The organism is Hymenobacter ginkgonis, from assembly GCF_009755225.1.
GTDB classification, from domain to species: domain Bacteria; phylum Bacteroidota; class Bacteroidia; order Cytophagales; family Hymenobacteraceae; genus Hymenobacter; species Hymenobacter ginkgonis.
The window spans coordinates 134,565-161,353 of sequence record NZ_WQKZ01000006.1 but is presented as its reverse complement, the minus strand read 5'-3'; the positions used below and the strand labels follow the sequence as shown (position 1 = coordinate 161,353).

The following is a 26,789-nucleotide window of genomic DNA, read 5'->3' as shown; positions in this document are numbered from 1 at the left end:
AATTTAAAAAGTGGGGGTAGGGAATGGCACGGCGCCTCCCCTACCCCCGCTTTTTATTAGTAGATGGCCGGGTACTTGGCGGGCTCTACTTCGCGCATCATTTCGTACACCAGGTCGAACAAGTCCTCCACGTTGGGCTTCGAGAAGTAGTCGCCATCGGAGCCGTAGGGCGGGCGGTGGGCCTGCGCCGTGAGGCAGCGCGGGGCCGAGTCGAGCAATTGATAAGCATTTTGGTTATCAAGTACTTGCTGCATCATATAGGCCGTGGCACCACCGGGCACGTCCTCGTCGGCAAATACGACGCGGCCGGTTTTACGCAAGCTATCGGCGATGAGCTGGTCGGTGTCGAAGGGCAGCAGCGTTTGCACGTCAATCACTTCGGCCGAGATGCCGACTTCGGCCAGCTGCTTGGCTGCATCAAGCACGATGCGGCACATCGAACCGTAAGTAACGAGCGTAATATCAGCGCCTTCGCGCAGCACCTCGGGCTGGCCGAGGGGTAGGGTAAACTCGCCCACGTTGGTGGGCAGCTTTTCCTTGAGGCGGTAGCCGTTCAAGCACTCAATCACCAGCGCGGGCTCATCGCTACGCAGCAGCGTGTTGTAGAAGCCCGCCGCCTGCGTCATGTCGCGCGGCACGCACAGGTGCATCCCCCGAATGGCGCCCAGTATCATCTGAATGGGCGAACCCGAGTGCCACACGCCCTCCAGGCGGTGCCCGCGGGTGCGCACGATGAGCGGCGCCTTCTGGCCGCCTTTGGTGCGGTATTGCAGGCAGGCGAGGTCATCGCTTAGCGGCTGAATGGCATACAGCAGGTAATCAAGGTATTGAATCTCGGTGATGGGGCGCAAGCCACGCAGCGCCGCGCCGATTCCCTGCCCAATAATGGTGCACTCGCGAATGCCAGTATCAGTCACGCGTAGCTCGCCGAACTTCTCCTGCAAGCCCGCAAATGCCTGGTTAACGTCGCCAATCTGGCCCACATCCTCGCCAATGGCGAAGATGCGCGGGTCGCGCTCAAAGTTGGCCGTGAAGCACGCTTGCAGCACCTCGCGACCGTCTACCTGCGGCGCGTCGGCGGCATATTCTACCGGCACTTCTTCGATGTTGCCCACAGCCTCTTCGCTTTGGCTGAACAGGTAGGAATTGTAGTAATCGGAGCTATTGGCCAGGCACTCTTCGAGCAGGCGCTGAGTAGCGCGGCGGCCGGCAGTGGGCTTGTTGCCGCGCACAGCGCGCAGGGCCTTGCGCAACGTCCGCACAATGTCGGCCCGAATGGGTGTCACGTTGGTTTGCAGACCTTTGACCAATTCGGCCAACTGGTTTTCGGCGCCGTTGTCGGCCACCAGTTGATTGAGGACTACCAGAGCTTCTTCGCGCTCCTGCTGAATAGGATTGAAAAACGCGGCCCACGCGGCCGTGCGGGCCTGCTTGATGGTAGCGGCCGCGTTTTTTTCGATTTGAGCCAGCTCGTCTTCGCCCGCGATGCCTTCGGTGAGCAGCCACTCGCGCATCTTGGTCAGGCAGTCGTGCTCTTCCTCCCAGCTCAGGCGGGCCTTGGGCTTGTAGCGCTCGTGCGAGCCGCTGGTGCTGTGGCCCTGGGGCTGCGTCACCTCCGTCACGTGCAGCAGCACGGGCACATGCTGCTCGCGGCACACGGCCGCAGCACGCTGGTAGGTATCGAGCAGGGTAGGATAATCCCAGCCGCGCACCACGTAAATCTCGAAGCCGTCCTGGCCTTCGCCCTCGCGCTGCAAGCCGGCCATAAGGGCCGAAATGCTTTGCTTGGTCGTCTGGTACTCGGCGGGCACCGAGATGCCGTAGTGGTCGTCCCACACCGAAATCAGCAGCGGAATCTGGAGCACGCCGGCCGCGTTCAGGGCCTCGAAAAACATGCCTTCTGACGTGCTGGCGTTGCCGATGGTGCCAAACGCCACTTCGTTGCCGTTTACCGAAAAGTCGCTAAACGGATGCAGCTCGGGGTTTTGGCGGTACAGCTTGCTGGCGTAGGCCAGGCCCACGAGGCGCGGCATTTGGCCGGCGGTGGGCGAAATATCGGCCGACGAGTTTTTGCTCGACGTCTGGGGCTTGAAGTGGCCGTCCTCGTCGAGTAGGCGGGTAGCAAAGTGGCCGTTCATGCAGCGGCCAGCGGTGGCGGGGTCGGCCTCGGGGTCGGGGTGGGCGTAGAGCTGGGCGAAGTACTGCTCCCAGGTTAGCTCGCCGGCGGCCACCATAAAGGTTTGGTCGCGGTAGTAGCCAGCTCGGAAATCACCGGCCTTGAAGGCGCGCGCCATGGCGAGCTGCGGAAGCTCTTTGCCATCGCCGAAAATACCAAATTTGGCCTTGCCCATAAATACCTCGCGGCGGCCCGCCAGCGAGGCGTGGCGACTTTCCCAGCCCAGGCGGTAATCGTCGAGGATATCGGCTTTGGAAAGTGCAAGGAGGGCCGGGGCTTCGGTAGCAGCAAGCAAGGGCACGGACATAACGACTGGAGTTGGAGTGGGCGGGTGGGATGGAAGAAGGGTAGTACAAATCTACGAAATGGGCCGGGGGCGGGCTGTATATTTGCTAGGAAGGCCCACGCTGGCTGGGGGCAGCTTGCGCTCCTTTACAGCAACTGGTGGGCGGCCTTTGTTCAACTTATTGGCCTGGCTGCGGCCGGGCGCCCTCACTATGCGCTTCGCTTCTACCCTCGTTTTCTGCTTGTTGGCTTTGGCAGCCCGTGCCCAGGGTGTGCTCACGTTTGAGAGCACCGACCACGATTTTGGCAAGGTGCCCGAAGGCACGATGGCGACCTACGAGTTTAAATTTAAAAACACTGGCAACCAGCCCATCGTCATTGCCAGTGCGCAGGCGAGCTGCGGCTGCACCACCCCCGAGTGGACCAAAGCTCCGGTGATGCCCGGCAAATCGGGCGTTATTAAAGCTGTGTATAATAGTGCGGGCCGCCCCGGCGTGTTTGCCAAAACCGTAACGGTAATGAGCAACGCTACTGACAGCAACAAAATACTCAGCCTCAAGGGCACAGTGCTTACTAAAGAGGAGCTGCGCGCTACGCTTACCCCCGCCCAGCTGGCGGCCTCGCCCCGGCTGGTGCTCGAGCGCAGCAGCTACGATTTTGGCCGTATCGAGGTCGGGCAGCAGTCAATAGCCCGCATCGGCGTGCGCAATAACGGGCCTAAGGATTTGGTGCTGAGCACGCTGTCATCACCGTGCTACTGCGTGGGCTACCGGGCGGCGCCCGCCCCCATCAAGCCTGGCCAAAGCGTAGTAGTCGAGCTGGTGTATGCGCAGCGCACCGTGGGCGCGGCGGCCGAAGAAGTCAAAATCTCCTCTAATGACCTGCACGGCGATACCAAGCTGACGCTCAAAGCCAACGTGGTGAAGGACCTAGTGCCCACGAGCCTGGTGAAGGAAAGCGGGTCGTCGGTGCCGTTTAAATAACAAAAACTTCACGCCTTTGGCGTGGCAAGGGGGTAGCCCGGCCGATTGGGCAGGGCTATTTTTTTGGCTTGCTAATCAATGTAGGTACATTACTTTTGCAACTACACTTTGCGCTCGTACTCATGAACCCTACTGCCCCTACTCCCTCCCTTGCGCCGTACATTGCCCCGGCGGGCACCAGCATCGGCCACGTCCATTTGCAAGTCACGGACTTGCAGCGGGCGCTCGCTTTTTACCACGGCCTGCTAGGTTTTGAGGTGATGCTGCTGGCGGGTGGGCAGGCGGCATTTTTATCGGCCGGGGGCTACCACCACCACATTGGGCTCAATACCTGGCACAGCGAGGGTGGGCGCCCGGCGCAGCGCCAGGGGGTAGCGGGCCTCTACCACGTGGCTATTTTGTACGCCACGCGGCCCGAGTTGGCAGCCATCGTGAAGCGCTTGCTCGATGCGGGCTACCCCCTGCGGGGCGCCTCCGACCACGGCGTGAGCGAGGCGATTTACCTCGACGACCCCGACGGCAACGGCCTAGAGCTGTATTGGGACCGCCCCCGCGCCGACTGGCCCACCACGCCCACCGGCGAATTTACTATGTACACCCACGCTCTCGACCTGCCTGGGCTACTGGCGCTAGCCAGCTAAAGCGGAGCCCGAGCGTAGCGGGGATTGTATCTTTACGACACGTTTTTCCCCTATCTACTCCCCTCCCCTGCTCCCATGATTATTGGTGTTCCGAAGGAAATTAAAAATAACGAAAACCGCGTGGGCCTTACCCCCGCGGGTGTAGCCGAGCTGCGCAAAAACGGCCACTCGCTTTTTGTGCAAGCAGGTGCGGGCGAAGGCTCGGGCTTTACCGATGCCGAGTACGAGACGGCGGGTGCCATGCTGCTTCCCACCATTGCCGACGTGTACGGGCAGTCCGACATGATTATCAAGGTGAAGGAGCCAATTGCCGAGGAGTATCCGCTCATCAAGGAGAACCAGCTGTTGTTCACCTACTTCCACTTTGCCAGCGGCGAGGAACTGACCCACGCCATGATAGCGCGCAAGGCCATTTGCCTGGCTTATGAGACGGTGGAAACGCCTTCGCGGGCCCTACCCCTCCTCATTCCGATGAGCGAAGTGGCCGGCCGCATGGCCCCCCAGGAAGGCGCCAAGTACCTCGAAAAACCCCTCAAAGGCCGCGGCATCTTGCTGGGCGGCGTGCCCGGTGTGAAGCCCGCGCACGTGCTCGTGCTAGGCGCGGGCATCGTGGGCACACAAGCGGCGAAAGTGGCCGCCGGTCTCGGCGCTCAGGTTACGGTGATGGACATCAACCTGAACCGCTTGCGCGAGTTGGATGATTTCATGCCTAAAAATGTGGTGACGCAGTATTCCAACGAGTACAACATTCGCGAAGCCATTAAAACGGCCGACCTCGTGGTGGGCGCCGTGTTGATTCCGGGTGCGAAAGCCCCGCACCTCATCACCCGCGACATGCTCAAGACCATGCGCCCCGGCACCGTGCTCGTAGACGTGGCCGTGGACCAGGGCGGCTGCATTGAAACTTGCCGCCCCACTACCCACGAAGACCCGACCTTCATCATCGACGACGTGGTGCACTACTGCGTGGCCAACATGCCCGGCGCGGTGCCCTACACCAGCACGCTAGCCCTCACCAACGCTACCCTGCCCTACGCCGTGAAGCTCGCCAACAAAGGCTGGCAGGAGGCGTGCCGCCAAGACGCGGCCCTGCGCCTCGGCCTAAACGTGGTGCACGGCGAGGTAGTCTACAAAGGCGTGGCCGAAGCCTGGAACCTGCCCCTTGTGGACGTGGATTCGGTGCTGGAAGGCGCGACTGTATAGTGCCGCAGCGCGGACTACCAAGTCTGCATTTAGTTAAAAAAGGCCTGCCGGACGCTTGTCCGGCAGGCCTTTTTTTTAGGCGGGGCTAGCGCCAGCGTCCGGGCCCATAATCATTGCCCGGTGCTTCAGGCCCCAGTCGCGCAGGGCAAAAATGACAGGGTCAAGGCTATCGGCGTAGGGGAGCACCTCGTAGGTCACGAGCACGGGCGGGCCCTCCTGCACGGTACGTTTGATGAGCTTGTGGGCTTCGAGGTCCTTCAGCTCCTTGGCGAGTACTTTGGAAGAAATACTGGGAATGCTGCGCTCTATTTCGCGAAAGCGCTGGTGTCCAGTGGTAATAACCACCAAAATTTGCAGTTTCCACTTGCCGTTGATAACGTCGAGCGCATCGCGCAAGGGGCGAATAGACGAGATGCAGTGGCCGGGGGTGAGGAATTCCATGCGAAGCGAGTGGTTACGTCGGGGTAAGCGCTTACCTAGAGGTAGCTGCTGACTTTTGGTAAGCAAAGGTAGCGACCTTTGTCGCCTCCTCCAGCCGCGATTTGCGCTACTAGGCTGGGAGGGTTTTTCACCACAACCGGGGCTACCAGCCCTACCCCCCTTTAGTTATATGAGCAAAATACTCGTAACCGGCGCCACGGGCGGCCTGGGCAAAGCAGTAGTTGAGAACCTGCTGAAAACCGTCGGTGCCGACCAGATTTCCGTTTTAGTGCGCGACCCCGCCAAAGCTGCCGACCTACAAGCCCGGGGCGTAACCGTCCGCAAGGGCGACTATGCTGATTACGATTCTCTCACGGCAGCTTTTGCAGGCATCGACAAGCTGCTGCTTGTATCGGGCAACGACATCACGCAGCGCGTGCCGCAGCACACCAACGTGCTAAAAGCTGCTGCGGCCGCCGGCGTGCAGCACCTCGTTTATACCAGCGCGCAGCGCAAAACGGAAGATGGCTCTTCGGCAGTTGCCTTCGTGACGGAAGCCCACTTGGCTACCGAAAAGCTGCTGAAAGCATCGGGCCTCACCTACACCATTCTTAAAAACGCGCTGTACCTCGACGTGCTACCCCAGTTTATGGGGCCGGCACTCGAAATCGGCACTATCTACTTGCCGGCCGGCGAAGGGCGCGGTTCGTTTGCGAGCCGCGCCGACATGGGCGCCGCGTGTGCTGCCGTGCTCACGGGCACCGGCCACGAAAACCAGTCCTATGAGATAGCCAGTAATGAGTCGTTGTCTTTCGCTGATATCGCCAAGATTTTAAGCGACTTATCGGGCAAAGAGGTGCACTACGTGTCACCCACCGCTGAGGAGTTTGGTACGCAGCTGGCGCAAGCCGGCGTGCCGGCCGAAGGCATTCAGATGGCCGCGGGTTTTAGCGTGGCCATTGCGCAGGGCGAATTTGACCTCCCCAGCTCTACCCTAGAAAAGCTACTGGGCCACAAGCCCGAGTCAGCGGCCGATTTTTTGAAGGCGGCCTACCAGTTGTAAAGCGTAGGCCAACTGGTTAATTAACAGCCCGTCCCACTGGCGATAGGAAGCAACTCTACCGCTTCGCTGAACGGCGTGGCGGAGCTGCTTCCTGTCGTCAGCAGGACGGGCTGTTTTTTATTAACTCAAGTTGCGGAGTAGGCGGCTCCTAAAAAAAGTTTGTTCGGCGTAAACAGGCCAGGTTTGGATTTCTGACCTCCCAACCTACTATGCGCAAACAGACCGTTGCACTGCATTGCCTCCCAGACGATTTACTACCCCCGCCCCGCCGGCTGACAGACGCGCAGGTACTGACGACGGCGCTGGTGTGCCTGTCGAGTTTTACCTCTACGCTGGAAGCTAGGCCAACATCACCGGCCTGCGGGCCATGGCCGTGAATTTACTGATAGGTAGCACGTACTGCCTCGATGCCGCCTACACGACTATGCGCTGGAAGACGTGTTTGCCCAGGCCATAGGTAGCCCGCAGCAGACGGCGCGTCGCAAGCACAGTAAGCGTCCCTACCACCCGGTGCAGGCTTAGTTGCTTTAACACTTTCGCAAAGGCATTGAGACTACTGGTAACCTCTAGCTACGTCCATTAGCCCACAAAAAGCCCCGCCGGAAAATCCGAGCGGGGCCCTTGCCTTATTCTAGTCAACACCTAGCCGGACGTGACATCAGTATGAAGGTGCGTAGTACTACTACCCGTTAAAACCCATACATTCCACCCGAAACGGAAAGTTGCTCGCCCGTAATCCAGGCGGCCTCATCGGAAGCCAGAAAGACGACCGCTTTGGCAATATCTGCGGGCTGGCCTCGGCGCCCAAGCGGGGTGTTGGCAATAAACATTTTTTCGTACTCACTGCCCGCCGTGACGCCCGCACTAGCGGCCCCTTCGGTTGCCGTCGCGCCCGGCAAAATAGAATTGACCCGGATATTTTTGGCCCCCAGTTCTTTCGACAACGAAATGGTGATGGCATCCAAGGCCGCTTTCGTGGCCGAGTACAACGAGGCGGCTGGAAGCGGGTATTTGCTGGCCCCCGAACTGATATTGATGATATTGCCGCCCTTCTCGCCAAACAGTTTCAACGCGGCCTGGATAGTCAGGATAGGCCCCAACACATTGACGTTGAAATGTTGATGAAAAGCTTCGACCGATACCTGTTCAATTGGGGTGTATCCTTGAAAGACCGCGTTGTTAACCAGAATATCGAGAGTGCCGAACGCCGCCTTGGTTTCGGCAAACAGCCGGCTAACATCGGCTTCGTTCGATACATCGGCCTGCACCGAAATAGCCGTGCCGCCGGCCTCAGTAATGGCTTTCACCACCCGGGCCGCTCCTTCTCTACTGGAGGCATAATTTACCACCACGTTGGCCCCTTCGGCGGCAAAATAGGTCGCGATAGCCGCGCCGATTCCTTTCGAGGCCCCAGTCACGATGGCTACTTTGTTTTTGAGCTTGCTCATCTTCTAGTTCAGTTGAAAAATTGAGCTGCAAAGCTAGAATCACAATGTTACTTTTAGCAACTATGTATCAAAAAGTAACAGTAACCCCGGGGTAACACAGTAACCTATGCCGTGCAAATCCTGCCTGAGCGAAGATTTCAGAAGGGCAATAGGGACCGTCCAGGATGCCATGGATGTGCTAAATGGCAAAAGGAAGAGTGCCGTTCCGCACGTCCTCGGCTAAGTGCCTTTTATTGGCATCTCACCAATCAATGCGCTAGCTCAGAAAAGAATAGCGAGCTAGTCAAACGCCTGCCGAAATTTTTCGCTCCGTTGTAATAAGAAGCCAGCAGGTGCTCGTGTTACTGGCTTAAAGCAACTGCTACCTAGCGAAGGACTTATGGCAATTAACGTGTAGAAATCACCGAAAAAGAAAAGCCCCGGAGGCAATAGCTTCCGGGGCTTCTCTTGTACAGTTTCGACTTGTTCACTGGCACGAAATATAGAAGCTATTTAGGAAGTCGCCAGGTCGTCATGCTGAGCTTGTCGAAGCATCGCTACCGCTTCGTTGCACTAGCTCATACGAAGCGGTAAAGATGCTTCGACAAGCTCAGCATGACGTTCAAATTGACTTGCCTACTTCCTAAACTCGCCCCAGCGTGGGGCCCCTTACTTAGACAAATAGGTCATACCACCGTCCACGATGAGTTCAGCCCCAAGCATAAACGAAGAATCATCAGAAGCCAAGAAAACCGCTGTTTTACCAATGTCAGACGGTTGCCCGATTCTGCCTATCGGCATTTCACCCGCAAAGTGTTTTTTTAACGCGTCAATTTGTTCGGCGGGAACAAACTTGTCAAATGCCGGAGTATCCGTGGTACCTGGTGTTATGACATTTGCTCTAATCTTTCTACCTAAAAGGTCGCTTGAAAAGCCTTTTGCAAAATAGATGACGGCCGCTTTGGCAGCACCATAAAGCGTGAAATTTGGATAGGCCCGGTGCGCGGCATTGGACCCGATAAGAATAATAGAGCCCCCATCATTCATATGGGGCAGTGCTTTATGAACAGTGAAGTAGACGCTTTTCAGGTTTAAATCAATGGTCTTGTCAAAGTCGGCTTCGCCTAGACTTTCCACCGTTCCGACAGTTCCCCCACCCGCATTGGCTACCACCACGTCGATTTTACCAAATTTTTCAGCGGTTTCTTTAAACACCCTTTCTAGGTCGGCAGGGTTGGTTACATCGGCATTAATGGCGATAAAACTGTCGCCAAGCTGCGCCACCGCACCAGCTAACGTTTCCTGATTTCGGCCGACAATAACGCCTTTAGCACCTTCATTTTTGAATTCTTGGGCAATACCAAGCCCGATACCACTATTACCGCCAGTAATCACGGCAACCTTGTTCGCTAACTTGCTCATCTGCGTATTTCAGTGAAATTGTGAGCTGCAAAGGTCGGATTATACGGTTGCTTTTGGTAACTTTGTGTCGAAAAGTAACAGTAACCACGCGTTAACCAAGTAACCTATGAAGTGCATCATCCAGCAGGACGCCGAAAATAAACGGGCCATGCGGGCCGTCCAGGATTCCATGGACGTGCTGAATGGCAAATGGAAAATCGCCATCATATCCTCCATTTGCTGTTACCAAAAGCGGCGGTTTTCGGATATGCTGAACGACGTCGTCGGCGTCTCCAATAAGATGCTGAGCAAGGAATTGAAAGAGTTGGAAATCAATCAGCTGGTCAAGCGTACCGTGCTAAATACCCAGCCCATAACGGTGCAATATGAGCTGACGGAGCACGGCAAAACGCTCAAATCCATCATCGACAACCTAACGGAGTGGGGACTGGCGCATCACGATAAAATATTCGCGAAATAACTTTTGGGGTTCCTCCTGACCGCCACGCGAACCTGCCTGGCAAATACGACTTTTCCGCTTAGCCCCAGCTGGCTAAGGCCTCTCTTGATAAGGCGTTAATTGCCGCCTGGTAGCCGCCGACTAAACCCGAGCAGGGCTAAGTCGGCGGTTTCCCCCTTATTGTTTAACAACACCCTATAGTCCACAACTTGGGTTAATTAGACCACGCTAGGTGCGGCGAAACGGCACGATGCGCTGGCGCTGCGTGCCCAGCTCGCCGATGCGCAGCTCCACCTTGTCGCCGGCTTGCAGGTAGTGGGGCGGGTTTAAGCCCATCCCTACCCCCGCCGGACTACCGGTGGTAAGGATGTCGCCGGGCAGCAGCGTCATAAACTCGCTCACGTAGCTGATGAGCTTAGGCAGGGTAAAAAGCATGTCGCGGGTGCTGGCATCCTGGCGGGTTTCGCCGTTGACGGCCAGCCAAATGGGCAGGTTTTGCGGGTCGGGCACTGCGGTGGCGGGCGTGAGATACGGCCCCAAGGGTGCGAAGGTGTCGGCGCTTTTTCCCTTGGTCCACTGCCCGCCGCGCTCTAGCTGGAAGGCCCGCTCGCTGTAATCGTTGAGGATGGTGTAGCCGGCTACGTAGCTGAGCGCCTCGGCCTCCGGCACGTAGCTGGCCCGCCGCCCAATGACGAACGCCAGTTCCGCTTCGTAGTCGAGCTTGGTGGCATCGCGCGGAAGCACCACGTCGTCGTGGGGCCCGCTGATGGCCGAGGGGGCTTTCAGAAAAAATACCGGCTCTAGGGGCGTGCCCAGGCCGGTTTCGGCGCCGTGCTGCCGGTAGTTGAGCCCAATGCCGATGAGCTTGGACGACCGAGCCACGCACGGCCCCAGCCGCACGCCGGCCGGCAGGGGTGGGCATTCGGCGACGTGGCCGGGCAGCCAGGCGGCTAAGCGCGTCAGGCCATCAGTGGCAAAAAAAGCTTCGTGGTAATCTTCCCCAAATGCCGACACGTCCAGGTGTTGGCCGGCGGCGGTCAAAACACCCGGTTTTTCTTGGCCCACTGGGCCGAAACGAAATAATTTCATACCCCTACTTACGGGCACCGCTGGCGAAGGTAGCGGCCCTACCCCCCCAAGTCGCCGGGGGCCGGGGGCCCAAGCGCGGCAGCGTAGGTGGGTATTTCGGCCAGCCGCTCATTCAGCCCACGCTCAAAATCGACGCGCCAGCAGTAGTGCACCAGCCCGTTGGTGAGCAGCAGCAGTGGGGCGCGCAGGGTTTGGTTGTAGGTAGCCGCCTGCTGGGCCACGGCGGGCGTAATGGCCACCGTGGGCCGCTTGCACTCTACCAGCAGCAGTGGGCGGCCGTCGGGGCCGAGGGCTACGAGGTCGGTGCGCTTCTGGCGTTGGTTGTAGCGATGGCCGCGCTCTAGGCTTAGTAGGCCGCGGGGGTAGCCTAAGTGCTGCATCAGGTACTGCACCACGTGCTGCCGCACCCACTCCTCGGGGGTAAGCACCACGTACTTGCGGCGCAATTCGTCCCAGATTTCGAAGATATTCGCCGATGTTTGCCTAATTTTGGCATCGAAAGGCGGCAGGTCCAGCGCTTGCATCACCTCCAAAGGTATGGGTTTGGCTGTCGCGTTTCACTAGGTTTATTGCCCGTCGCGCCGCCGTACCCTACCGGGTAGGCGGTTTTTTTATTTCCTCTTACGCGCATACTCACCAAAACATTTTATCAAACAATCCTTAATCACCCTTTTATGAAGACCAAAGAAGACATCGTCAATAACTGGCTGCCGCGCTACACGGGCGTGCCGCTGAACGAGTTTGGCCAGTACATTTTGCTCACCAATTTCAGCAATTACGTGTATATGTTTGCCGAGCAGTTTGGCTGCGAAGTGCGTGGCACCGACAAGCCTATGCAAACGGCCACGGCCAACGGCATCACCATCATTAACTTCGGCATGGGCTCGCCGATGGCCGCTACGGTCATGGATTTGCTCTCGGCTATTAAGCCAAAAGCGGCGCTCTTTTTGGGTAAGTGCGGCGGCTTGAAAAAAACTAAGCTCGGCGACTTGGTGCTGCCTATCGCGGCTATTCGCGGCGATGGTACGTCGGATGATTATTTGCCCAAAGAGATTCCGGCCCTACCCTCCTTCCGGTTGCAACGGGCGGTATCGTCGATGATTAAAAAGCACGAGCTCGACTATTACACCGGTACCGTGTACACCACCAACCGCCGCGTGTGGGAGCACGACCAGGAGTTTAAGGATTACTTGCGCCGCGTGCGCGCCCTGGCCGTGGATATGGAGACGGCAACCATCTTCGTGGTGGGCTTCATGAACGACATTCCGCACGGCGCGCTGCTGCTCGTGAGCGACAACCCCATGACGCCCGAGGGCGTGAAAACCGCTGAGTCAGATTCGAAAGTAACCGCCGACTTTGTGAAAATGCACCTCAAAATCGGCATCGAGTCTTTGCTCGAACTGAAGAACTCGGGCGAGTCGGTGAAGCACATGAAGTTTGAATAGACCCCGGATGAACGAGGATTTAAGCGGATTTTGTAGTCAGCGCGCGGTCTGGTTGCAAGGCGCCATTTGCTGGTTTGAAGCTAGGTAGTCATCAAGGCCCATGCTTGGCATCCCCTCTCCTTTTCGGAGAGGGGTAGGGGGCGAGGCACGCGCTAGCACGTCCACATGATGGACGCATATTACTGCCCACTACTGCCTAAATCAGCTTCGGCCGTACTTTGCCTTTCGGAACTTAACATACTCTTTTGTACTATGCAGCTTGTCTATAAACTTGGGAGTGCCTTCTGCTTACTAGCGGCTTTGGGGGTAGAAAGCTGCCAGTCGAAGCGCGAAAGCGTTGACTTACTGGTTACTAACGCCACAGTATATACCGTTGACTCCACGTTTAGCAAAGCCCAGGCCTTTGCTGTGCGCGACGGGCGCTTCGTGGCAGTGGGTACTACCGCCGATTTGCAGCGCCGCTACCAAGCCGCACAGACAGTAGATGCGCAAGAGCAGTTTATTTACCCTGGCTTTTACGACGCGCACTGCCACTTCTACCGCTATGCGTTGGGCCTGCGCTCGGCCAACTTGGTGGGTGCCACCTCGTGGGCCGAAACGGTGGGGCGCCTGAGCCAGCACCGCCAGCAGCAACCGGGCGCCACCTGGCTCACCGGCCGCGGCTGGGACCAAAACGATTGGCCTGGCCAACGCTACCCCACCAAAGACACGCTGGATAAGCTCTTTCCCAATGTGCCCGTGCTCATCGCGCGCGTGGATGGCCACGCGGCGCTGGCCAACCAAAAGGCGCTGGATTTAGCGGGGGTCACGGCCACTACCCCCATCAGCGGCGGCGTGATTGGGCGCGATGCGCAGGGCCGCCTCACCGGCCTGCTCGTAGACAATGCTGTGAAGCTGGTGGCCGCCAAAATCCCCGAGCCCAGCCCCGCCGAGGCTGACGCGGCGCTGTTGCAAGGGCAGCAAAACTGCCTGGCCGTGGGCCTCACCAGCCTCGCCGATGCAGGCCTCAACAAGCCCGATATCGACCGGATGGCAGCGTTGCAGCAAGCTGGCAAGCTGCACTTGCGGCTCTACACCATGCTCAACCCTACCCCCGAAAATAAGGCGTACTACTTGCCCAAGGGGCCGTACTTTAGCGACAATCTCACTATCAGCGCCTTTAAGGTGTACGCCGATGGGGCGCTGGGCTCGCGGGGCGCCTCGCTGCTGGCGCCCTACACCGACCGGCCCGCCGAGCGCGGCTTTTTGCTGCAACACCCCGAGTATTACCGCGCGCTGGCCAAGGAGCTGGCGGCGACAAAATTCCAGATGAATACCCACGCCATTGGCGACTCCAGCAACCGGCTGCTGCTCGACATTTATGGCGCGGCGCTGCACGGGCAGCCCGACCGGCGCTGGCGCATCGAGCACGCGCAAGTGGTGAGCCGGGCCGACGTGCCCAAGTTTGGCCAGTACCACATTGTGCCCTCGGTGCAGCCCACGCACGCCACTTCCGATATGTATTGGGCCGGCGAGCGGCTGGGCGCGCAACGCTTGAAATACGCCTACGCTTACCAAGATTTGCTGAAGCAGTACGGCCAGGTAGCCCTGGGCTCCGACTTCCCCGTGGAGGATATTAATCCGCTCTACGGCTTCCACGCAGCTGTGGCGCGGCAAGATGCCAAGAACTTTCCGGCCGGTGGCTTCCAGCCCGAAAACGCCCTCACCCGCGAGCAAGCCCTGCGCGGCATGACCACCTGGGCGGCCCACGCCGCCTTCGAGGACAAGCGCAAAGGCCAGATAAAACCCGGTATGCTCGCCGATTTTGTAATCCTAAAAACCGACCTACTCACCGCACCCAACGAGCAGCTGCGCACCGCCCCGGTGCAGCAAACCTGGATTGGCGGCAAGCAGGTGTTTACTGCTAAGAATCAAGCAATAAAAAACTGAGGTAAAAAAGAACATCCTGCTTCGGCAAGCGCAGCAGGATGTTCTTTTTTACCTCTATTAGGCAGAAAGCATATTAAAAGCTGCCTTGCTCGTCGGCGCTGGGGCCGTAGAGGCCGGGCACCGGGACATCGAGCAGGCGCAGGTATACCGTGAGCTGGCCGCGGTGGTGAATGCTGTGGTTCAGCCCCATAATGCGGATGGCCGCCCCCTTGGTACGCTCCACAATGGTGTGCTCGCCCCGGTGCAGACGGAAATTGTGGGTCAGTTTTTCGTCGTCGGTTTCGTGCAGGGCTTGGCGCAGCTGCGCGCTGTAGTCGTCGAAGCGGGCTAGCAGCTCTTCGAGGCTGGTGGGCCGGGGGCCGGGCTTGGGCGCATTGGGGTCCAGAAAGTCGCGGCTTTCGTGTTGCACAAAGAGCGTGTTGAACGCCAGCAGGTTCACGACGTGGGCCGCGAGCTGGGCCAGGGTCATGCTCTTGGGGTGGGGTTTCCAGTCGGCCTGGGTGTCGTAGGGCACGCGCTCCAGAATGCGGCGAGTGGAGGCCAGTTCGAGGTCGAGCTCGGCGAGAATATTTTGTTGAATAGAAGCGGTATGCATAAGCGAGGGGGGTAGGAAAATGGATTTGCCTTAATCGAGGCTGAACTAGACGGTTTGCCGGCCGCCCATTTCGACAGCGGCTGAGGCGGGCGGTGGGGGCGGCAGCACAATGCCACCCGCTGGCTCGTCGCGCAGTTTTTTACCGCGCAAGGTCAGCAAAAACCCTAGGCCGAAGATGAAGAACACAATGAGCGAGAGAATGCTGTTGCGCATAGAGCCCGTGATTTGGCCAATCAGCCCAAAAGACAGCGTGCCGATGACGATGCCCAGCTTTTCTACCACGTCGAAAAAGCTAAAAAAGGCCGCGTTGTTGGACGTGTTTTCGGGAATAATCTTAGAGTACGTACTACGCGAAAGGCTCTGCACGGCGCCCATGGTGAGGCCGATGACGGCGGCCAGGGCGAAGAAGCTCCAGCCCTTTTGCACGAAGTAGCCAGCCACGCAAATGAGCATCCAGATAAATACGGCCCAGCTCAGGGCCCGCGTGTTGCCGATGCGCTCCGAGAGCTTGGCAAATAGCCAGGCGCCCAAGATGCCCACTATTTGCAATAGCAAGATGGTGACAATGAGCGAGGTACTATCGAGCTGTAATACCTTATCGCCAAAGATGGTGGCTACGTACATCACCGTTTGCACGCCCATGTTATAGGTGAAGTAGGCCAGCAGAAAGCGTTTAAGGTTGGGCAAATGCTTGAGCTGGTCCCAGACCTTGCCTAGCTCGCGGAAGCCGTTGAGCAGCCAGCCATCTTGCGAAACGGGCGCATCGGCGGGGCGCCCGGTGTCGGGGGGTAGGGTGAAAAATGGAATCTGGGCAAAGCCTACCCACCACACGCCGGTGAGCAGGAAGCTGAGCCGGGTAGCGGCCCCTGTGCTTATACCAAATAGGGCCACGCCCTCGGGCCCGCCCGCAATGTGCGGCCCCATGATGATGCCCAGGCAAATAACCAGCAGCAGCACCGAGCCGATGTAGCCCATCGAAAAGCCCCGCGCCGAGAGCGCGTCAAACTTCTCCTCGGAGCTGATTTCGGGCAGGTAGGAGTTGTAAAAAACGATGCTACCGCTAAAGCCCACCGTGGCGGCAATGAAGATAAACGTGCTCAGGGTGAGCGTGTCTTTGGTAAACAAAGCCAGCCCCGCGCAGCTGGCGGCCCCGAGGTAGCAAAAGATTTGCAGAAACAGTTTTTTGCGCCCCGAATAGTCGGCCAGCGACGTCAGAAATGGGCTAACCAGCGCAATAATGAGGAAGGATGCCGAGATGGCGTACGTCAGCAGCGACGACCCCGGCACCTGAAACCCCAGGAAATCGACCACGTCGGTGGGGTTGATATCCTTGGTGACGCTGCCCCAGTAGATGGGGAAAATCGAACTCGTAATGACGAGCGGGTACACCGAGTTGGCCCAGTCGTAGAACGTCCAGCCGGTAGTAACGCGTTTGTTGTCCTTCTCGACGGGCGGGGGGGGTAGGGTTGGCTGCATGTGGCGAGGAATTTGGGCAAAAATAGAAACGCGACACGTCGCGCTGGGCCGTTGCGGAAGCTACTGTCTTCGGTACAACGACCCGGCGCGACGTGTCGCGTTTCGGCAAATATATTACTTACTTAGCGCCTCGTACTGCGCCACCGTATCCACGTCGGTGGCACCGCCCGGAAAGTCTACGGTGGGCAGGTGGGCGTATTGCTGCAACAGTTCGCGGGCGCCGGCCGCACCACGCAGCTCCAGCAGCTGCGGGAAAATAGCGCGGCTAAATAGCGCCGGCACGCCCTGCGTACCCGCGTAGGCCGAGGCCACCACCGGCTGGCCAGTGGCTTGAAACTGCACAATCAGCTCGCCGATAACCTCGGGGGTAAGGAGCGGCTGGTCGCAGAGGATAACCACCACGGCATCGACCTGGGCGGGCAATGCGGCCGTTTCGGCGGCGGTTTCGAGCTCGGCTAGGCCGGCGGCGATGCTGCCGCCCATGCCATCGGCCCAGTTATCGTTGCGCACCACGTGGAAGGGCAGGCCGTCGATTTCGGGCAGCAGCTCGTCGTGGAGCGCGCCCGTCACGAGCACCAGCGGGCGGCAGGGAGTAGCGGCGGCCACTTCGGCAGCGTGGCGCAGCAGCGTTTGGCCCTGGTAAGGCAAGAGCTGCTTGGGGCGCGCCAGGCGCGAAGACGAGCCGGCAGCAAGAAGCAGCAAGCCAACAGTGGCGGTGGGGTCGTGGTGCATGGGGTAGGGAGGTTATTTTTTATCGAAAAAAGCCTGTCATTGCGCGGAAGAATGACGAAGCAATGTCTCCTTCGCGGTCGCTACGTTAGCTGCCGTAAAGGAAAGGTTGCTTCGTCATTCTTCCGCGCAATAACAGGCGTTTGTTCTTTTTTGCGAAGCTGCTTAGCTCGCCAGCCCCGCCATCATCACCTTGTCGGGCGTGAGGGGCAGGTCGCGCAGGCGCTTGCCGGTGGCGTGAAACACGGCGTTGGCCACCGCCGCTGCCACGCCCACCATCGAGATTTCGCCGATGCCCTTCACGCCCATGGCGTTGATGTAGGGGTCGTTTTCTTCCACAAACTCCACCGTCATGTCCGGAATATCGGCGTTGACGGGCACGTGGTAGTTGGCCAGGTCGGCGTTGGTGTAGCGCGAGTAGTTGGCGTCGCGCTCGGTGGCTTCCATCAGCACCGAGCCGATGCCGAAGATAGCGCCCCCAATAATCTGGCTGCGCGCCGTTTGGGAGTTCAAAATGCGGCCGGCGCCAATCACGCTCACCCACTTCGACACGCGCACGGTGCCCAGGTCCATATCGACCCGCACCTCGCAGAAGTGCGCGCCAAACGAGTGCATCGAGTGCGCCGAGGCCGACTCGGTGTTGTTGCCGGGGCCGGCGGGGCTGGCCGAGTGGCCGCTTTCGTAGCCGGGGCCGTATTTGCCCTGGGCCATGCCTTCCACGTCCGTGAGTTCGGCGCGCTTCATGAGGTCGCCAAAAGCTTCGCCTTTGCTGGCGTCCTTTTTGAGGAAGAGGCGGCCTTTTTCGGCCGTCACGTCTTCGGGCTTGGCTTTGTAGAGCGGCGATTTTTTGTCGGCCACGGCTACTTTAATCAGCTTCTGCCACACATCTTGCACGGCCAGGTACACCGACGATGATACCGTGCCAGCCGCCACCGAGCCCCCCGAGTTGGGGGCCGTGGGCAGGTTGGTATCGCCCAGCTCGAAGCGCACTTTATCCATGGGCAAGCCCAGCGAATCGGCGGCTACCTGCGTCATCACGGTGTAGGTGCCGGTGCCCAGGTCGGTGGCGCCGCTTTGCACCACAGCGTGGCCGTCGGCGTAGAGGCGCGCGCGGGCCGAGCCCTGCGAATTGTGCACCGGGTAGCTGGCCGAAGCCATGCCCATGCCCACAAGGTAGCGGCCGTCGCGGGTGGCGCCGGCTTTGGGGTTGCGCTTGCTCCAGCCAAACAGCTCGGCGCCGCGGGCGTAGCACTGCTTGAGGCTTTTGCTCGACCAAGGCTGGCCGGTGCTGTAGTCATGGTCGGCGTAGTTGCGCAGCCGGATTTCGATGGGGTCTACTCCTAGGCGCGCGGCCAGGTCGTCCATCGAGCACTCGAGGGCAAACGAGCCCGGCGCTTCGCCCGGCGCCCGCATAAATGTGGACGTCATGACGTTGGCCCGCGCCATCTCATAGCTAGCCTCGAAGGTGGGGGTAGCGTAGAGCAAGTCGATAATCTTGGAATTCGACTCGGCGTAATTGTCCCAGGGCGAAGTAGTCGAGACTTTGGTGTGAATCAGGGCCGTGAGCTTGCCGTCGGCGGTGGCTCCGAGCTGCACCGTCTGGCTTTGGTCTTCGCGGTGGCCCATGCTCGTAAACATTTGCTTGCGCGTGAGCATCAACTTTACCGGGCGGCCCACAGCTTTAGCGGCCTGAATGGTGAGAATGGTGTGCGGCCAAGTAGAGCCTTTGCAGCCAAAGCCACCACCTATGTACTTGGTAATGACCCGCACTTGCTCGCGCGGCATCCCCAGCATCGCCACCAGCGACGACTGCGTGCGCGTGACACCCTGCGTCGATTCGTACACCGTGAGGCGGTCGGGCGCCTCCCAGTGGGCGGTGGTCGAGCCGGGCTCCATCGGGTTGTGGTTGTACACGGGGTGCGTGTAGGTGGCCGTGAGTTGGATGGGCGCGCTGGCAAAGGCGCTTTTAGCATCGCCGCGCCGCTTGTGGCCATCTTCTTTGCCGTCCTGCACCTTCGCCGGGTTAAACAACTCGGCCCGCGAGTCGTGGAAACTAGCAATGGGCTTTTCGGCCTGGTACGTCACCTTCACCAACGTAGCGGCGTGGATGGCGTGGTCCAGGGTATCGGCCACAACCATCGCCACGGGCTGCGCAGAGTAAAAAATCTCGTCGCTCGTCATGGGCAAAAAACCCATGGGCGCGCCAATATCCTTTTTGCCGGCCGCGTCGTTGGGCGTTTTGGCCAGCTTAGGCAAATTTTGGTGGGTAAGCACCGCGATGACGCCCGGCTCGCGCGCCGCCGCCGTGGTGTCGATGTTTTGAATCTTACCCTTGGCGATGGTGCTGGTAGCTAGCACGCCGTAGGTGAGGCCCGGCAGCGGAAACTCGGCCGAGTACTTGGCCTTGCCAGTGACCTTTTCGCGGCCTTCTACGCGCACGAGCGGCTTGCCAACAACGCCACCGGGTTGGTCAAAAAATTGGGGTTCGGATGACATAATAGCGTGGAGCTAGCAGCTAGCTTTACCCCTACCCCGTCCTTGTTTAGGGAAGAAAGCCTAGGGCAACCAGCAGCTAGGCTGCTTTATTGATGAAATAATTTTGCTTGCTTCGGCTCTGCGAGGGGAGTAAGGCTAGGCCGCTACTTCCAACAGTGCCCGCACTATGGTGCGCTGGGCCAGCTCGAGCTTGAACTTATTGTGCTCGCGCGGGGAAGCATCGCGCACGGCCAGTGCGGCGGCCGCCCGGAAAGTGTCTTCGGTAGCGGACTTGCCCACCAAGGCTTGCTCCACGGCGGGCACGCGCCACGGCACGGTGCCTACCCCCCCTAGCGCCACGCGGGCCGAGCGAATGGTGCCCCCTTGCACATCAAGCCCCACGGCGGCCGACACCAGTGCGTAGGCGTACGAGGCACGGTCGCGCACCTTGAGGTAGTGCGAGCGCCGGGCGTGCGCCGCGGCCGGAATGGTGATGGCGGTGATGACTTCACCGGGCGCCAAGTGGTTTTCGATGTGCGGCGTCGAGCCGGGCAGCTTATAAAAATCGGCCAGCGGCACGGTGCGCGGTTGGCCTTTCGGGCTTTCGATGGTAAGCTTGGCTTCGAGCGCCACCAGCGACACGGCTAGGTCGGAGGCGTGGGTGGCAATGCAACTGGGGCTGCCGCCCAGGATGGCCAGCGTGCGGTTGTCGCCCGTTTGGGCGGGGCAGCCCGAGCCGGGCACGCGCTTGTTGCACGGAAACGCCGTGTCGCGGAAGTAGCCGCAACGCGTGCGCTGCAACAGATTGCCGCCCATGCTGGCCATGTTGCGCAGCTGCGGCGAGGCCGAAGCCAGCAGCGCCTGCGACACCACCGGGTAGTTCTGCACTACTTGCGGGTGCTCGCCCACGTCGCTCATGCGTTCGAGGGCGCCAATGCGCAGGCCAGCGGCCGAGTTTTCGATGCCCAGCAGCGAGAGTTTGTTGAGGTCAATCAGCAGGGTATGCTGCTCGATGTTCGACTTCATCAGGTCGATGAGCGAGGTGCCGCCGCTGATAAAAGCAGCCTGCTTATCGGCTTGCGCGGCGGTAGCGGCTTCCTTGGTCGAAGCGGCTTGGGTGTAGGCGAAGTTGTTCATCGGGTTAGCCTTTTACTTGTTGGCCAGCCACTTCGCGCACGGCGGCCAGGATGTTGGGGTAGGCGCCGCAACGGCAGATGTTGCCGCTCATCCACTCGCGGGTCTGGTCGTCGGTGGTAGCGTGGCCCTCTTTCACGCACGATACGCCCGACATAATCTGGCCCGGCGTGCAGTAGCCGCACTGAAAGCCGTCGTGCTTGAGAAAAGCCTCCTGCATGGGGTGCAATTCTTCGCCCTTGGCCAGGCCTTCGATGGTCGTGATTTGCTTACCCTGGCTCATCACAGCCAGCGTGAGGCAAGCGTTGACGCGGCGGCCGTCCACGTGCACGGTGCAGGCACCGCACTGGCCGTGGTCGCAGCCTTTTTTAGTACCCGTCAGGTCGAGGTTTTCGCGCAGGGCGTCGAGCAGGGTAGTGCGCGGCTCGAGGCGCAAGTTGCGCGCCTGGCCGTTGATGTTGAGGCTCACGTTGGTAGGGCCCGATACGATGGGGCTGGCCGGGGCCAGCTTGTCGGCCAGTGCTTCGGCCTGGCTGGCAATGGGCGGGGCCAGCGCCACCCCCAGCAAACCGCCGGTTTGCTTGAGGAAGGAACGGCGGGAAGGGCCAGGCGGCGTAGCGGCCTGGTCAGGAGTGTGGTCGTCAGGAGGTAGCATTCGGGTAGAAATAGCGCGTGGTGAGGCAGCTTTCTACTACGTAATAGCGCTCTCCACTGTTTGCCTACGCAGATGGAGTAGTAAGCTATTAATTATCACTGCAAAGCGTCAGATTGAGCACTGCAAATCGCAACTCTCCTACCCCTGTCTATTTAGCGCAGACTACGGACGGCTTAGTAGCTTCTCCTACGCAAAAAAGCCGGCCGCAAAAAGCAGCCGGCTTTTGCCGTAACACGAACAGCTACTCCTGGAAACACGCCTCAAGCCCGGCGCGCTACCCAAGTCGGATTATAGCTTACGCCCCCGAATAAATAGAGCATAATGGCCCGCGAGTAGCGAAAGACCAGTGGCGTCGAGAGCAGCGATACCACCGCCACCGTGCTCACGTACACCCACAGCGGCGGGTCGCCGGCCAGGTAGTACAGCGCCACGCCGCTTACCGCAAACACGGCTACGGCGAAGAAGTAGCTCACAAACATGGCGCCCCAGTAAAAGCCTGGCTCGGGCTCGTAGGCCTGGCCGCACACCGGGCAGTGTTCGGGCATATCGGCGAACTTCGTGAGCTTGTAAGCGGGGTAGGTAAATAAGTTGCCTTGGTGGCAGCGCGGGCAGCGCAGCGCCGCCAAAGCCAGCGTCGAGGATTCGAGAGGAGCAGCCATAGCCGAAATAGAAGCGTGAAGTACCCTACAAAATTACCCGGCCCCTACCCCCTCTAAAAGAGCCGAAGGCGGGCAAAGACCGCACAAATCAACGCTGTTTGCGAAAGGCTTCGGGCGTTAGGCCCACGTGCTTTTTGAAGGCGCGGCTGAAGTACGACGTATCGTCGTAGCCTAGGGCCGCGGCCACCTGCGCCACCGAATCGGCCGAGTGGCGCAGGCGGCGTTGGGCATCGGCCATCACGCGGGCCACGATAAGGTCGCGGGCCGGGTGGCCCACCACGCGCTGGCAAATAGCGGTGAGGTGGTTGGGGCTGACATTCAGTTTATCGGCATAGAAAGCCACCGTTTTCTCCTGCCGAAAGTGCTGATTGAGCAGGCGGCTGAACTCGCGCACCTGCTGCCGGCCCAACGCGGCAGCCGGGGCCATAGTGGCGGGGTAGCACCGCGCCGCCAGCTCCAGCACCAAGAAGAGGTAGGCGGCCACTACCTCATCGCTGGGCGGGGCCGCGGGCGGGCGGGCTTCCTGCCACAGCTGGCCTAGCAGCGGCTCGATGGCGTTGCCGGGGGCAGGCAGGTAGCACACTGGCAGGTGGCTAGGGTCGAAAAACGGGTAGCTCAGCAGGCGGCCGGCCGGGTAGTGCCGCTGGTAAAATTCGGCCTCAAAAAACACGATGTAGCCCGCTGCGTCGGCGCTCAGCTCCCAGCCATGCACCTGCCCCGGCGCCAAGAAAAACAAGGCGCCCGGCCGCAACTCATACGCCTGCAAATCAATGGTGTGCGTGCCGCTACCGCGCGTAATGTAGAGCAGCAAATAAAAGTCGTGCGCGTGCGGCGCACTCACGCCCGGAAACTGCGCCACGTGGGCGGCGAGCTGCTGCACATAGTAGGGATGCCGCGCCGCCGAGGCGGCAGTAGCGGGCGCTGGAAAAGCGGCCAGTGGCAGCACGGGCAGGGTAGCGGGCTTCATACGAGGCGCAAGAAACTACCGCGCCGGGCGAAAATTGCTGATTACCGGCTGCTGTTCGGGAGTTCGTGGGCGTTGTGCTGGCGTCGACCTCACCCCCCAGCCCCCTCTCCTTGGGGAGAGGGGAACTAGTTTTAACCTAATGTTAAATTATAAATCAAAAGGCTAGAGCAAAAGCCCAAACTAGAGTTAGTTCCCCCTCTCCCCAAGGAGAGGAGGCTAGGGGGCGAGGGTGATGCAATGGGCGACCTGCCCGCACTTATTACCTCAGCAGACCTCGTTACGTGGCAACCCCTACCCCCAACAAAAAGCGCCAGCCGAAACCGACTGGCGCTTTTTGCTTATTTAAGAAATCGTGGCTAGCGGCCGCTGGGGTTCGGCTTTTTCTCGCGCTGCTGCAAGGGCATGGCAGGCGCGGGCTGGCCGGTGGTGCCGGGGGTAGCGGGCGCTGGCGCAGCCGTGGTGGCTTGCTGCATGGGGTTGAGGGGCTGCTGGGCATTGTTGCCGGCCTGGCCTTGCTGGAACAAGTCGAAGCGCGAAGGCGTGGGCTGGCGGGGGTAGGCGTTGTTGCTCAGGTCGGTATCGGCAGTTTGCTGGTAGGGGTCGAGCACAAACGACACCACATTTTTGGGCGACACGATAATCTTGGTCACCTGCTCGTTGTTTTTGCGCCAGATTTCGGCCGGAATGTTCACGATATCCGAGCTGCCATCGTCGTAGGTCATCTGAATGATGACGGGCATCACGAGGCCACCCACGTTGTGCAGGTTCAGCTCATAAAGGTTGAGGTTGCTGTTGAGGCGGCCTTGCTGCTGCGGGTTGAGCGTGCTCAGGTACTGGAAGTAGCGCTGCTTGTCGGCCTCGCTCACGGCCAGCGGGTCGTAGCCGTTGTAGAAATCCTTGAGGTCGGGCTTCTCATCCACGGCGGTGGTTTTGAGGTCGGTAGCATTGCGCTGAGCCGAGATGCTGGGCAGCTGGGCCTGGCGCTCGTTCTGCAAGCGGGCGTTTTCGACGCCGGGGTTCTTGGTGTTGGGGCGGTAATATTTCACGCCATCGAGCGAAATATCGCAGCGCTCGGTAGTGTAGAACCAGCCGCGCCAGAACCAGTCGAGGTCCACAGCCGAGGCGTCTTCCATGGTACGGAAGAAGTCGGCCGGCTGCGGGTGCTTGTAGGCCCAGCGCTGGGCGTAGGTTTTGAAGGCGTAGTCGAATAATTCGCGGCCCATCACTGTCTCGCGCAGGATATTGAGGGCAGTGGCGGGCTTGCCGTAAGCGTTGTTGCCGAACTGCAATACCGACTCCGAGTTGGTCATAATCGGGGTTTGCAGGCTCTTATCGGTGCGCATGTAGTCCACGATGTTCTTGGGCTCGCCGCGGCGGCTGGGGTAGTCGCGCTCCCACTCCTGCTCGGTTAGGTACTGGCAGAAGGTGTTGAGGCCCTCGTCCATCCAGGTCCACTGGCGCTCGTCGGAGTTCACAATCATCGGGAAGAAGTTGTGGCCCACTTCGTGGATAATCACCGAAATCATCCCGTATTTCCGGTCGGCCGAGTAGGTGCCGTCCTTCTCGGGCCGGCCGCCGTTGAAGCAAATCATCGGGTATTCCATGCCGCCCACCGGGCCGTGCACCGAGATGGCCACGGGGTAAGCGTAGGGAATGGTGAACTTCGAATACGTCTTGATGGTGTGGGCCACCACCTCAGTAGAGTACTTGCCCCACAGCGGGTTACCTTCCTTGGGGTAGTAACTCATGCAGAGCACGGGCTTGCCGCTCTGCGTAATTTGCATGGCATCCCAGATGAATTTGCGCGAGCTAGCCCAGGCAAAATCGCGCACGTTGGTGGCGGCAAAGGTCCAGGTTTTGGTGCCGGTGGCGCGGCTGGTTTCGTTGCGCGTGGCCTCGTCCTGGCTCACGATGAGCACCGGCTTCTTGGCGTTTTTGGCTTGCGCCAAGCGCTTGATTTGGGTGGCCGTGAGCACCTGCGACGCATTTTGCAGCGTACCGGTGGCGCCCACAATGTGGTCGGCGGGCGCCGTGATGCTCACGCGGTAGTTGCCGAAGGGCAGCGTAAACTCGCCATTACCCAAAAACTGCTTGTTCTGCCAGCCCGTAGCGTCGGAATAGACGGCCATGCGGGGGTAAAACTGTGCCATTTCGTAGAGGTAGTTCTTGTCGGCCGGGAAGTACTCGTAGCCGCTGCGCTCGTTTATTTTGAGCTGGTCGCTGATGTTGTAGCTCCACTTTACCCCAAACGAAATGGCCTGTTTGGGCCGCAGGGGGGTAGGCAGGTCGATGCGCATCATCGTGTGGTTGATGGTGTACTTCAGCGCCTTACCACCCGCGTCGGTCACGGCCGCGATTTTGTAGCCGCCATCAAACTCGGCCACCGCCAGCTGGTTGTCGAGCTCCTGAAACGAGAGCCTACCCCCCGCTACCTGGCCCACATTGGTAGCCGCCGTGATGGAGTTTTTGGCCAGAATATTCTGGTCGAGCTGCACCCACAGGTAGGTCAGCACATCGGGCGAGAGGTTGGTATAAGTGATGGTCTCCGAGCCGGTGATGGCCTGCTTCTGGTCGTCGAGGCTCACCTTGATGTTGTAGTCGGCGCGCTGCTGCCAGTACTGCGGGCCGGGCGCGCCGCTGGCGGTGCGGTACGAATTGGGGGTAGGGAGCAGCGTTTCGAGCTGCGCAAATTTATCAGTCCCGGAGTTGGTCGTCTGAGCCCGGCCAATGGCGGGGGCCAGCAGTAGCCCCAGCCCGGCAGCCAGTAGCGAAATACGCATAGAAGAAGGGTAAAGAGAATCAGTGGGTATAGTCGGCGAAGATACACCGGGGGTTGCGGGAAGTGGAAGGAGGCAAGACCTATTTGCACGCAAAAGAGAAGAACGACCGGCTGCGCACTCTAGGTCGTTCTTCTTTCCTGATAACGTGCTTTCTTCTATTGCCTACCCCCTGTTTCCTTAGGCAAACATTTGCACAAGCAGTAGCGCGGCCACGCCCAGCGCCGCGCCGCTAGTGGTGAGTATCCAGTCGCGGCGGGCCACGCCGAAGATGCGCAGCATGATAAAGCCGAACAGCAAAATTCCACTTACTACTAATAGCTGGCCCATCTCAACGCCCAGGTTGAAGGACAGCAACTCGACCACCGGGCGGCGCTGACTCCCTAGCAGCGCCCGCAAATAATTGGAAAACCCCAGCCCGTGAATCAGCCCGAACGCAACGGCCAACGCATTGGGTGCCGACCAAATAAGGGGGGTAGGGCGGCGCGACTGCCGGGCCAGCGCCGGCCCCGCCTGGCGCATATCTACCAAGGCCGTGAGGAGGATGGTGACCGGAATCAGCGCCTCTACCACGGGCGCATTTACGCCCACGAGGCCCAGCGTAGCCAGCGCCAGCGTGATGGAATGGCCTACGGTGAAGCTCGTAACCAGCGCCACCACGCGCCGCCAGTCGGCCAGCACGTAGGGCGCGCACAGCGCCAGCAGAAAGGTGAGGTGGTCGGTAGCCTTCCAGCTGCAAATGTGCAGAAAGCCCAGTTGGAGGTAGGTCGTGAAAACGGACATCGCCCGCAAATTTGAGC

The 26,789-nt window shown here is 59.7% G+C and carries 23 protein-coding genes; 7 read left to right on the top strand and 16 right to left on the bottom strand.

Features of this window, described 5'->3' with window-relative positions:
- Positions 1–56: 56 nt before the first annotated feature.
- Positions 57–2,483, bottom strand: coding sequence for an alpha-ketoacid dehydrogenase subunit alpha/beta (locus GO988_RS20520; protein WP_157569122.1), 2,427 nt, complete (start codon positions 2,481–2,483; stop codon positions 57–59).
- Between the two features lie 190 nt (positions 2,484–2,673).
- Here GO988_RS20520 and GO988_RS20515 point away from each other — a divergent pair, with 190 nt between their 5' ends.
- The 3 genes from GO988_RS20515 (at position 2,674) to ald (ending at position 5,288) form a co-directional block, all read left to right on the top strand.
- The gene (locus tag GO988_RS20515; RefSeq protein WP_157569120.1) at positions 2,674–3,444 is read left to right on the top strand and encodes a DUF1573 domain-containing protein; all 771 of its coding nucleotides are present in this window, start codon (positions 2,674–2,676) and stop codon (positions 3,442–3,444) included.
- A gap of 122 nt (positions 3,445–3,566) precedes the next feature.
- The gene (locus tag GO988_RS20510) at positions 3,567–4,085 is read left to right on the top strand and encodes a VOC family protein (RefSeq protein ID WP_157569118.1); all 519 of its coding nucleotides are present in this window, start codon (positions 3,567–3,569) and stop codon (positions 4,083–4,085) included.
- A 75-nt stretch (positions 4,086–4,160) separates the two neighbouring features.
- Positions 4,161–5,288 (top strand): alanine dehydrogenase, encoded by a 1,128-nt coding sequence (ald, locus tag GO988_RS20505; RefSeq protein ID WP_157569116.1) that lies wholly within the window; start codon positions 4,161–4,163, stop codon positions 5,286–5,288.
- A 75-nt stretch (positions 5,289–5,363) separates the two neighbouring features.
- On the opposite strand, the gene GO988_RS20500 is transcribed toward ald, so the two are convergent.
- Positions 5,364–5,729, bottom strand: a complete 366-nt coding sequence (locus GO988_RS20500; RefSeq protein WP_157569114.1) for a winged helix-turn-helix transcriptional regulator — start codon at positions 5,727–5,729, stop codon at positions 5,364–5,366.
- Positions 5,730–5,898: 169 nt separating this feature from the next.
- On the opposite strand from GO988_RS20500, the gene GO988_RS20495 reads away from it, so the two are divergent.
- Positions 5,899–6,771: an SDR family oxidoreductase gene (locus tag GO988_RS20495; RefSeq protein WP_157569112.1), complete on the top strand. Its 873-nt coding sequence runs from the start codon at positions 5,899–5,901 to the stop codon at positions 6,769–6,771.
- Between the two features lie 689 nt (positions 6,772–7,460).
- On the opposite strand, the gene GO988_RS20490 is transcribed toward GO988_RS20495, so the two are convergent.
- Positions 7,461–8,219: an SDR family NAD(P)-dependent oxidoreductase gene (locus GO988_RS20490; protein ID WP_157569110.1), complete on the bottom strand. Its 759-nt coding sequence runs from the start codon at positions 8,217–8,219 to the stop codon at positions 7,461–7,463.
- A 648-nt stretch (positions 8,220–8,867) separates the two neighbouring features.
- Positions 8,868–9,620: an SDR family NAD(P)-dependent oxidoreductase gene (locus tag GO988_RS20485; protein WP_157569108.1), complete on the bottom strand. Its 753-nt coding sequence runs from the start codon at positions 9,618–9,620 to the stop codon at positions 8,868–8,870.
- 106 nt (positions 9,621–9,726) lie between these two features.
- On the opposite strand from GO988_RS20485, the gene GO988_RS20480 reads away from it, so the two are divergent.
- Positions 9,727–10,080, top strand: a complete 354-nt coding sequence (locus tag GO988_RS20480; protein WP_157569106.1) for a winged helix-turn-helix transcriptional regulator — start codon at positions 9,727–9,729, stop codon at positions 10,078–10,080.
- Positions 10,081–10,287: 207 nt separating this feature from the next.
- Here GO988_RS20480 and GO988_RS20475 read toward each other — a convergent pair whose 3' ends face one another.
- Entirely contained in the window at positions 10,288–11,148 is an 861-nt protein-coding gene (locus tag GO988_RS20475; protein WP_157569104.1) for a fumarylacetoacetate hydrolase family protein, read from the bottom strand.
- A gap of 38 nt (positions 11,149–11,186) precedes the next feature.
- Positions 11,187–11,672 carry a type I restriction enzyme HsdR N-terminal domain-containing protein gene (locus tag GO988_RS20470; RefSeq protein WP_157569103.1) on the bottom strand — a complete coding sequence of 162 codons (486 nt, stop codon included), beginning with the start codon at positions 11,670–11,672 and terminating at the stop codon, positions 11,187–11,189.
- Positions 11,673–11,822: 150 nt separating this feature from the next.
- On the opposite strand from GO988_RS20470, the gene GO988_RS20465 reads away from it, so the two are divergent.
- Positions 11,823–12,593: an AMP nucleosidase gene (locus GO988_RS20465; RefSeq protein WP_157569101.1), complete on the top strand. Its 771-nt coding sequence runs from the start codon at positions 11,823–11,825 to the stop codon at positions 12,591–12,593.
- A gap of 252 nt (positions 12,594–12,845) precedes the next feature.
- Positions 12,846–14,522 carry an amidohydrolase gene (locus tag GO988_RS20460; RefSeq protein WP_157569099.1) on the top strand — a complete coding sequence of 559 codons (1,677 nt, stop codon included), beginning with the start codon at positions 12,846–12,848 and terminating at the stop codon, positions 14,520–14,522.
- A 73-nt stretch (positions 14,523–14,595) separates the two neighbouring features.
- Here the strand turns inward: GO988_RS20460 and GO988_RS20455 are convergent, their stop codons facing one another.
- The 10 genes from GO988_RS20455 to GO988_RS20410 all read right to left on the bottom strand — a co-directional run bounded on the left by GO988_RS20455 (position 14,596) and on the right by GO988_RS20410 (position 26,772).
- Positions 14,596–15,117, bottom strand: a complete 522-nt coding sequence (locus GO988_RS20455) for a DinB family protein (RefSeq protein ID WP_157569097.1) — start codon at positions 15,115–15,117, stop codon at positions 14,596–14,598.
- A gap of 45 nt (positions 15,118–15,162) precedes the next feature.
- The gene (locus tag GO988_RS20450) at positions 15,163–16,593 is read right to left on the bottom strand and encodes an MFS transporter (RefSeq protein WP_232341621.1); all 1,431 of its coding nucleotides are present in this window, start codon (positions 16,591–16,593) and stop codon (positions 15,163–15,165) included.
- A 114-nt stretch (positions 16,594–16,707) separates the two neighbouring features.
- A complete protein-coding gene (locus GO988_RS20445) occupies positions 16,708–17,325 on the bottom strand; it encodes a nucleotidyltransferase family protein (RefSeq protein WP_157569096.1) in 618 nt (205 codons plus the stop codon).
- Positions 17,326–17,487: 162 nt separating this feature from the next.
- Complete coding sequence (locus GO988_RS20440) at positions 17,488–19,818, bottom strand: xanthine dehydrogenase family protein molybdopterin-binding subunit (protein ID WP_157569094.1); 2,331 nt, start codon at positions 19,816–19,818, stop codon at positions 17,488–17,490.
- 135 nt (positions 19,819–19,953) lie between these two features.
- Positions 19,954–20,934, bottom strand: coding sequence for an FAD binding domain-containing protein (locus GO988_RS20435; RefSeq protein ID WP_157569092.1), 981 nt, complete (start codon positions 20,932–20,934; stop codon positions 19,954–19,956).
- 4 nt (positions 20,935–20,938) lie between these two features.
- A complete protein-coding gene (locus GO988_RS20430; RefSeq protein WP_157569090.1) occupies positions 20,939–21,586 on the bottom strand; it encodes a (2Fe-2S)-binding protein in 648 nt (215 codons plus the stop codon).
- A 260-nt stretch (positions 21,587–21,846) separates the two neighbouring features.
- Entirely contained in the window at positions 21,847–22,245 is a 399-nt protein-coding gene (locus GO988_RS20425; protein WP_232341620.1) for a DUF983 domain-containing protein, read from the bottom strand.
- An 88-nt stretch (positions 22,246–22,333) separates the two neighbouring features.
- Entirely contained in the window at positions 22,334–23,212 is an 879-nt protein-coding gene (locus tag GO988_RS20420) for a helix-turn-helix domain-containing protein (RefSeq protein ID WP_157569088.1), read from the bottom strand.
- A gap of 356 nt (positions 23,213–23,568) precedes the next feature.
- Positions 23,569–25,992 (bottom strand): M1 family metallopeptidase, encoded by a 2,424-nt coding sequence (locus GO988_RS20415; protein WP_157569086.1) that lies wholly within the window; start codon positions 25,990–25,992, stop codon positions 23,569–23,571.
- 177 nt (positions 25,993–26,169) lie between these two features.
- Complete coding sequence (locus tag GO988_RS20410) at positions 26,170–26,772, bottom strand: HupE/UreJ family protein (RefSeq protein WP_157569084.1); 603 nt, start codon at positions 26,770–26,772, stop codon at positions 26,170–26,172.
- Positions 26,773–26,789: the final 17 nt, after the last annotated feature.

What these genes read in the sequence shown, in the direction of transcription:
- GO988_RS20520 (WP_157569122.1), bottom strand. Translation starts at nt 2,483, where the DNA reads ATGTCCGTGCCCTTGCTTGCTGCTACCGAAGCCCCGGCCCTCCTTGCA.
- GO988_RS20515 (WP_157569120.1), top strand. Translation starts at nt 2,674, where the DNA reads ATGCGCTTCGCTTCTACCCTCGTTTTCTGCTTGTTGGCTTTGGCAGCC.
- GO988_RS20510 (WP_157569118.1), top strand. Translation starts at nt 3,567, where the DNA reads ATGAACCCTACTGCCCCTACTCCCTCCCTTGCGCCGTACATTGCCCCG.
- ald (WP_157569116.1), top strand. Translation starts at nt 4,161, where the DNA reads ATGATTATTGGTGTTCCGAAGGAAATTAAAAATAACGAAAACCGCGTG.
- GO988_RS20500 (WP_157569114.1), bottom strand. Translation starts at nt 5,729, where the DNA reads ATGGAATTCCTCACCCCCGGCCACTGCATCTCGTCTATTCGCCCCTTG.
- GO988_RS20495 (WP_157569112.1), top strand. Translation starts at nt 5,899, where the DNA reads ATGAGCAAAATACTCGTAACCGGCGCCACGGGCGGCCTGGGCAAAGCA.
- GO988_RS20490 (WP_157569110.1), bottom strand. Translation starts at nt 8,219, where the DNA reads ATGAGCAAGCTCAAAAACAAAGTAGCCATCGTGACTGGGGCCTCGAAA.
- GO988_RS20485 (WP_157569108.1), bottom strand. Translation starts at nt 9,620, where the DNA reads ATGAGCAAGTTAGCGAACAAGGTTGCCGTGATTACTGGCGGTAATAGT.
- GO988_RS20480 (WP_157569106.1), top strand. Translation starts at nt 9,727, where the DNA reads ATGAAGTGCATCATCCAGCAGGACGCCGAAAATAAACGGGCCATGCGG.
- GO988_RS20475 (WP_157569104.1), bottom strand. Translation starts at nt 11,148, where the DNA reads ATGAAATTATTTCGTTTCGGCCCAGTGGGCCAAGAAAAACCGGGTGTT.
- GO988_RS20470 (WP_157569103.1), bottom strand. Translation starts at nt 11,672, where the DNA reads ATGCAAGCGCTGGACCTGCCGCCTTTCGATGCCAAAATTAGGCAAACA.
- GO988_RS20465 (WP_157569101.1), top strand. Translation starts at nt 11,823, where the DNA reads ATGAAGACCAAAGAAGACATCGTCAATAACTGGCTGCCGCGCTACACG.
- GO988_RS20460 (WP_157569099.1), top strand. Translation starts at nt 12,846, where the DNA reads ATGCAGCTTGTCTATAAACTTGGGAGTGCCTTCTGCTTACTAGCGGCT.
- GO988_RS20455 (WP_157569097.1), bottom strand. Translation starts at nt 15,117, where the DNA reads ATGCATACCGCTTCTATTCAACAAAATATTCTCGCCGAGCTCGACCTC.
- GO988_RS20450 (WP_232341621.1), bottom strand. Translation starts at nt 16,593, where the DNA reads ATGCAGCCAACCCTACCCCCCCCGCCCGTCGAGAAGGACAACAAACGC.
- GO988_RS20445 (WP_157569096.1), bottom strand. Translation starts at nt 17,325, where the DNA reads ATGCACCACGACCCCACCGCCACTGTTGGCTTGCTGCTTCTTGCTGCC.
- GO988_RS20440 (WP_157569094.1), bottom strand. Translation starts at nt 19,818, where the DNA reads ATGTCATCCGAACCCCAATTTTTTGACCAACCCGGTGGCGTTGTTGGC.
- GO988_RS20435 (WP_157569092.1), bottom strand. Translation starts at nt 20,934, where the DNA reads ATGAACAACTTCGCCTACACCCAAGCCGCTTCGACCAAGGAAGCCGCT.
- GO988_RS20430 (WP_157569090.1), bottom strand. Translation starts at nt 21,586, where the DNA reads ATGCTACCTCCTGACGACCACACTCCTGACCAGGCCGCTACGCCGCCT.
- GO988_RS20425 (WP_232341620.1), bottom strand. Translation starts at nt 22,245, where the DNA reads ATGGCTGCTCCTCTCGAATCCTCGACGCTGGCTTTGGCGGCGCTGCGC.
- GO988_RS20420 (WP_157569088.1), bottom strand. Translation starts at nt 23,212, where the DNA reads ATGAAGCCCGCTACCCTGCCCGTGCTGCCACTGGCCGCTTTTCCAGCG.
- GO988_RS20415 (WP_157569086.1), bottom strand. Translation starts at nt 25,992, where the DNA reads ATGCGTATTTCGCTACTGGCTGCCGGGCTGGGGCTACTGCTGGCCCCC.
- GO988_RS20410 (WP_157569084.1), bottom strand. Translation starts at nt 26,772, where the DNA reads ATGTCCGTTTTCACGACCTACCTCCAACTGGGCTTTCTGCACATTTGC.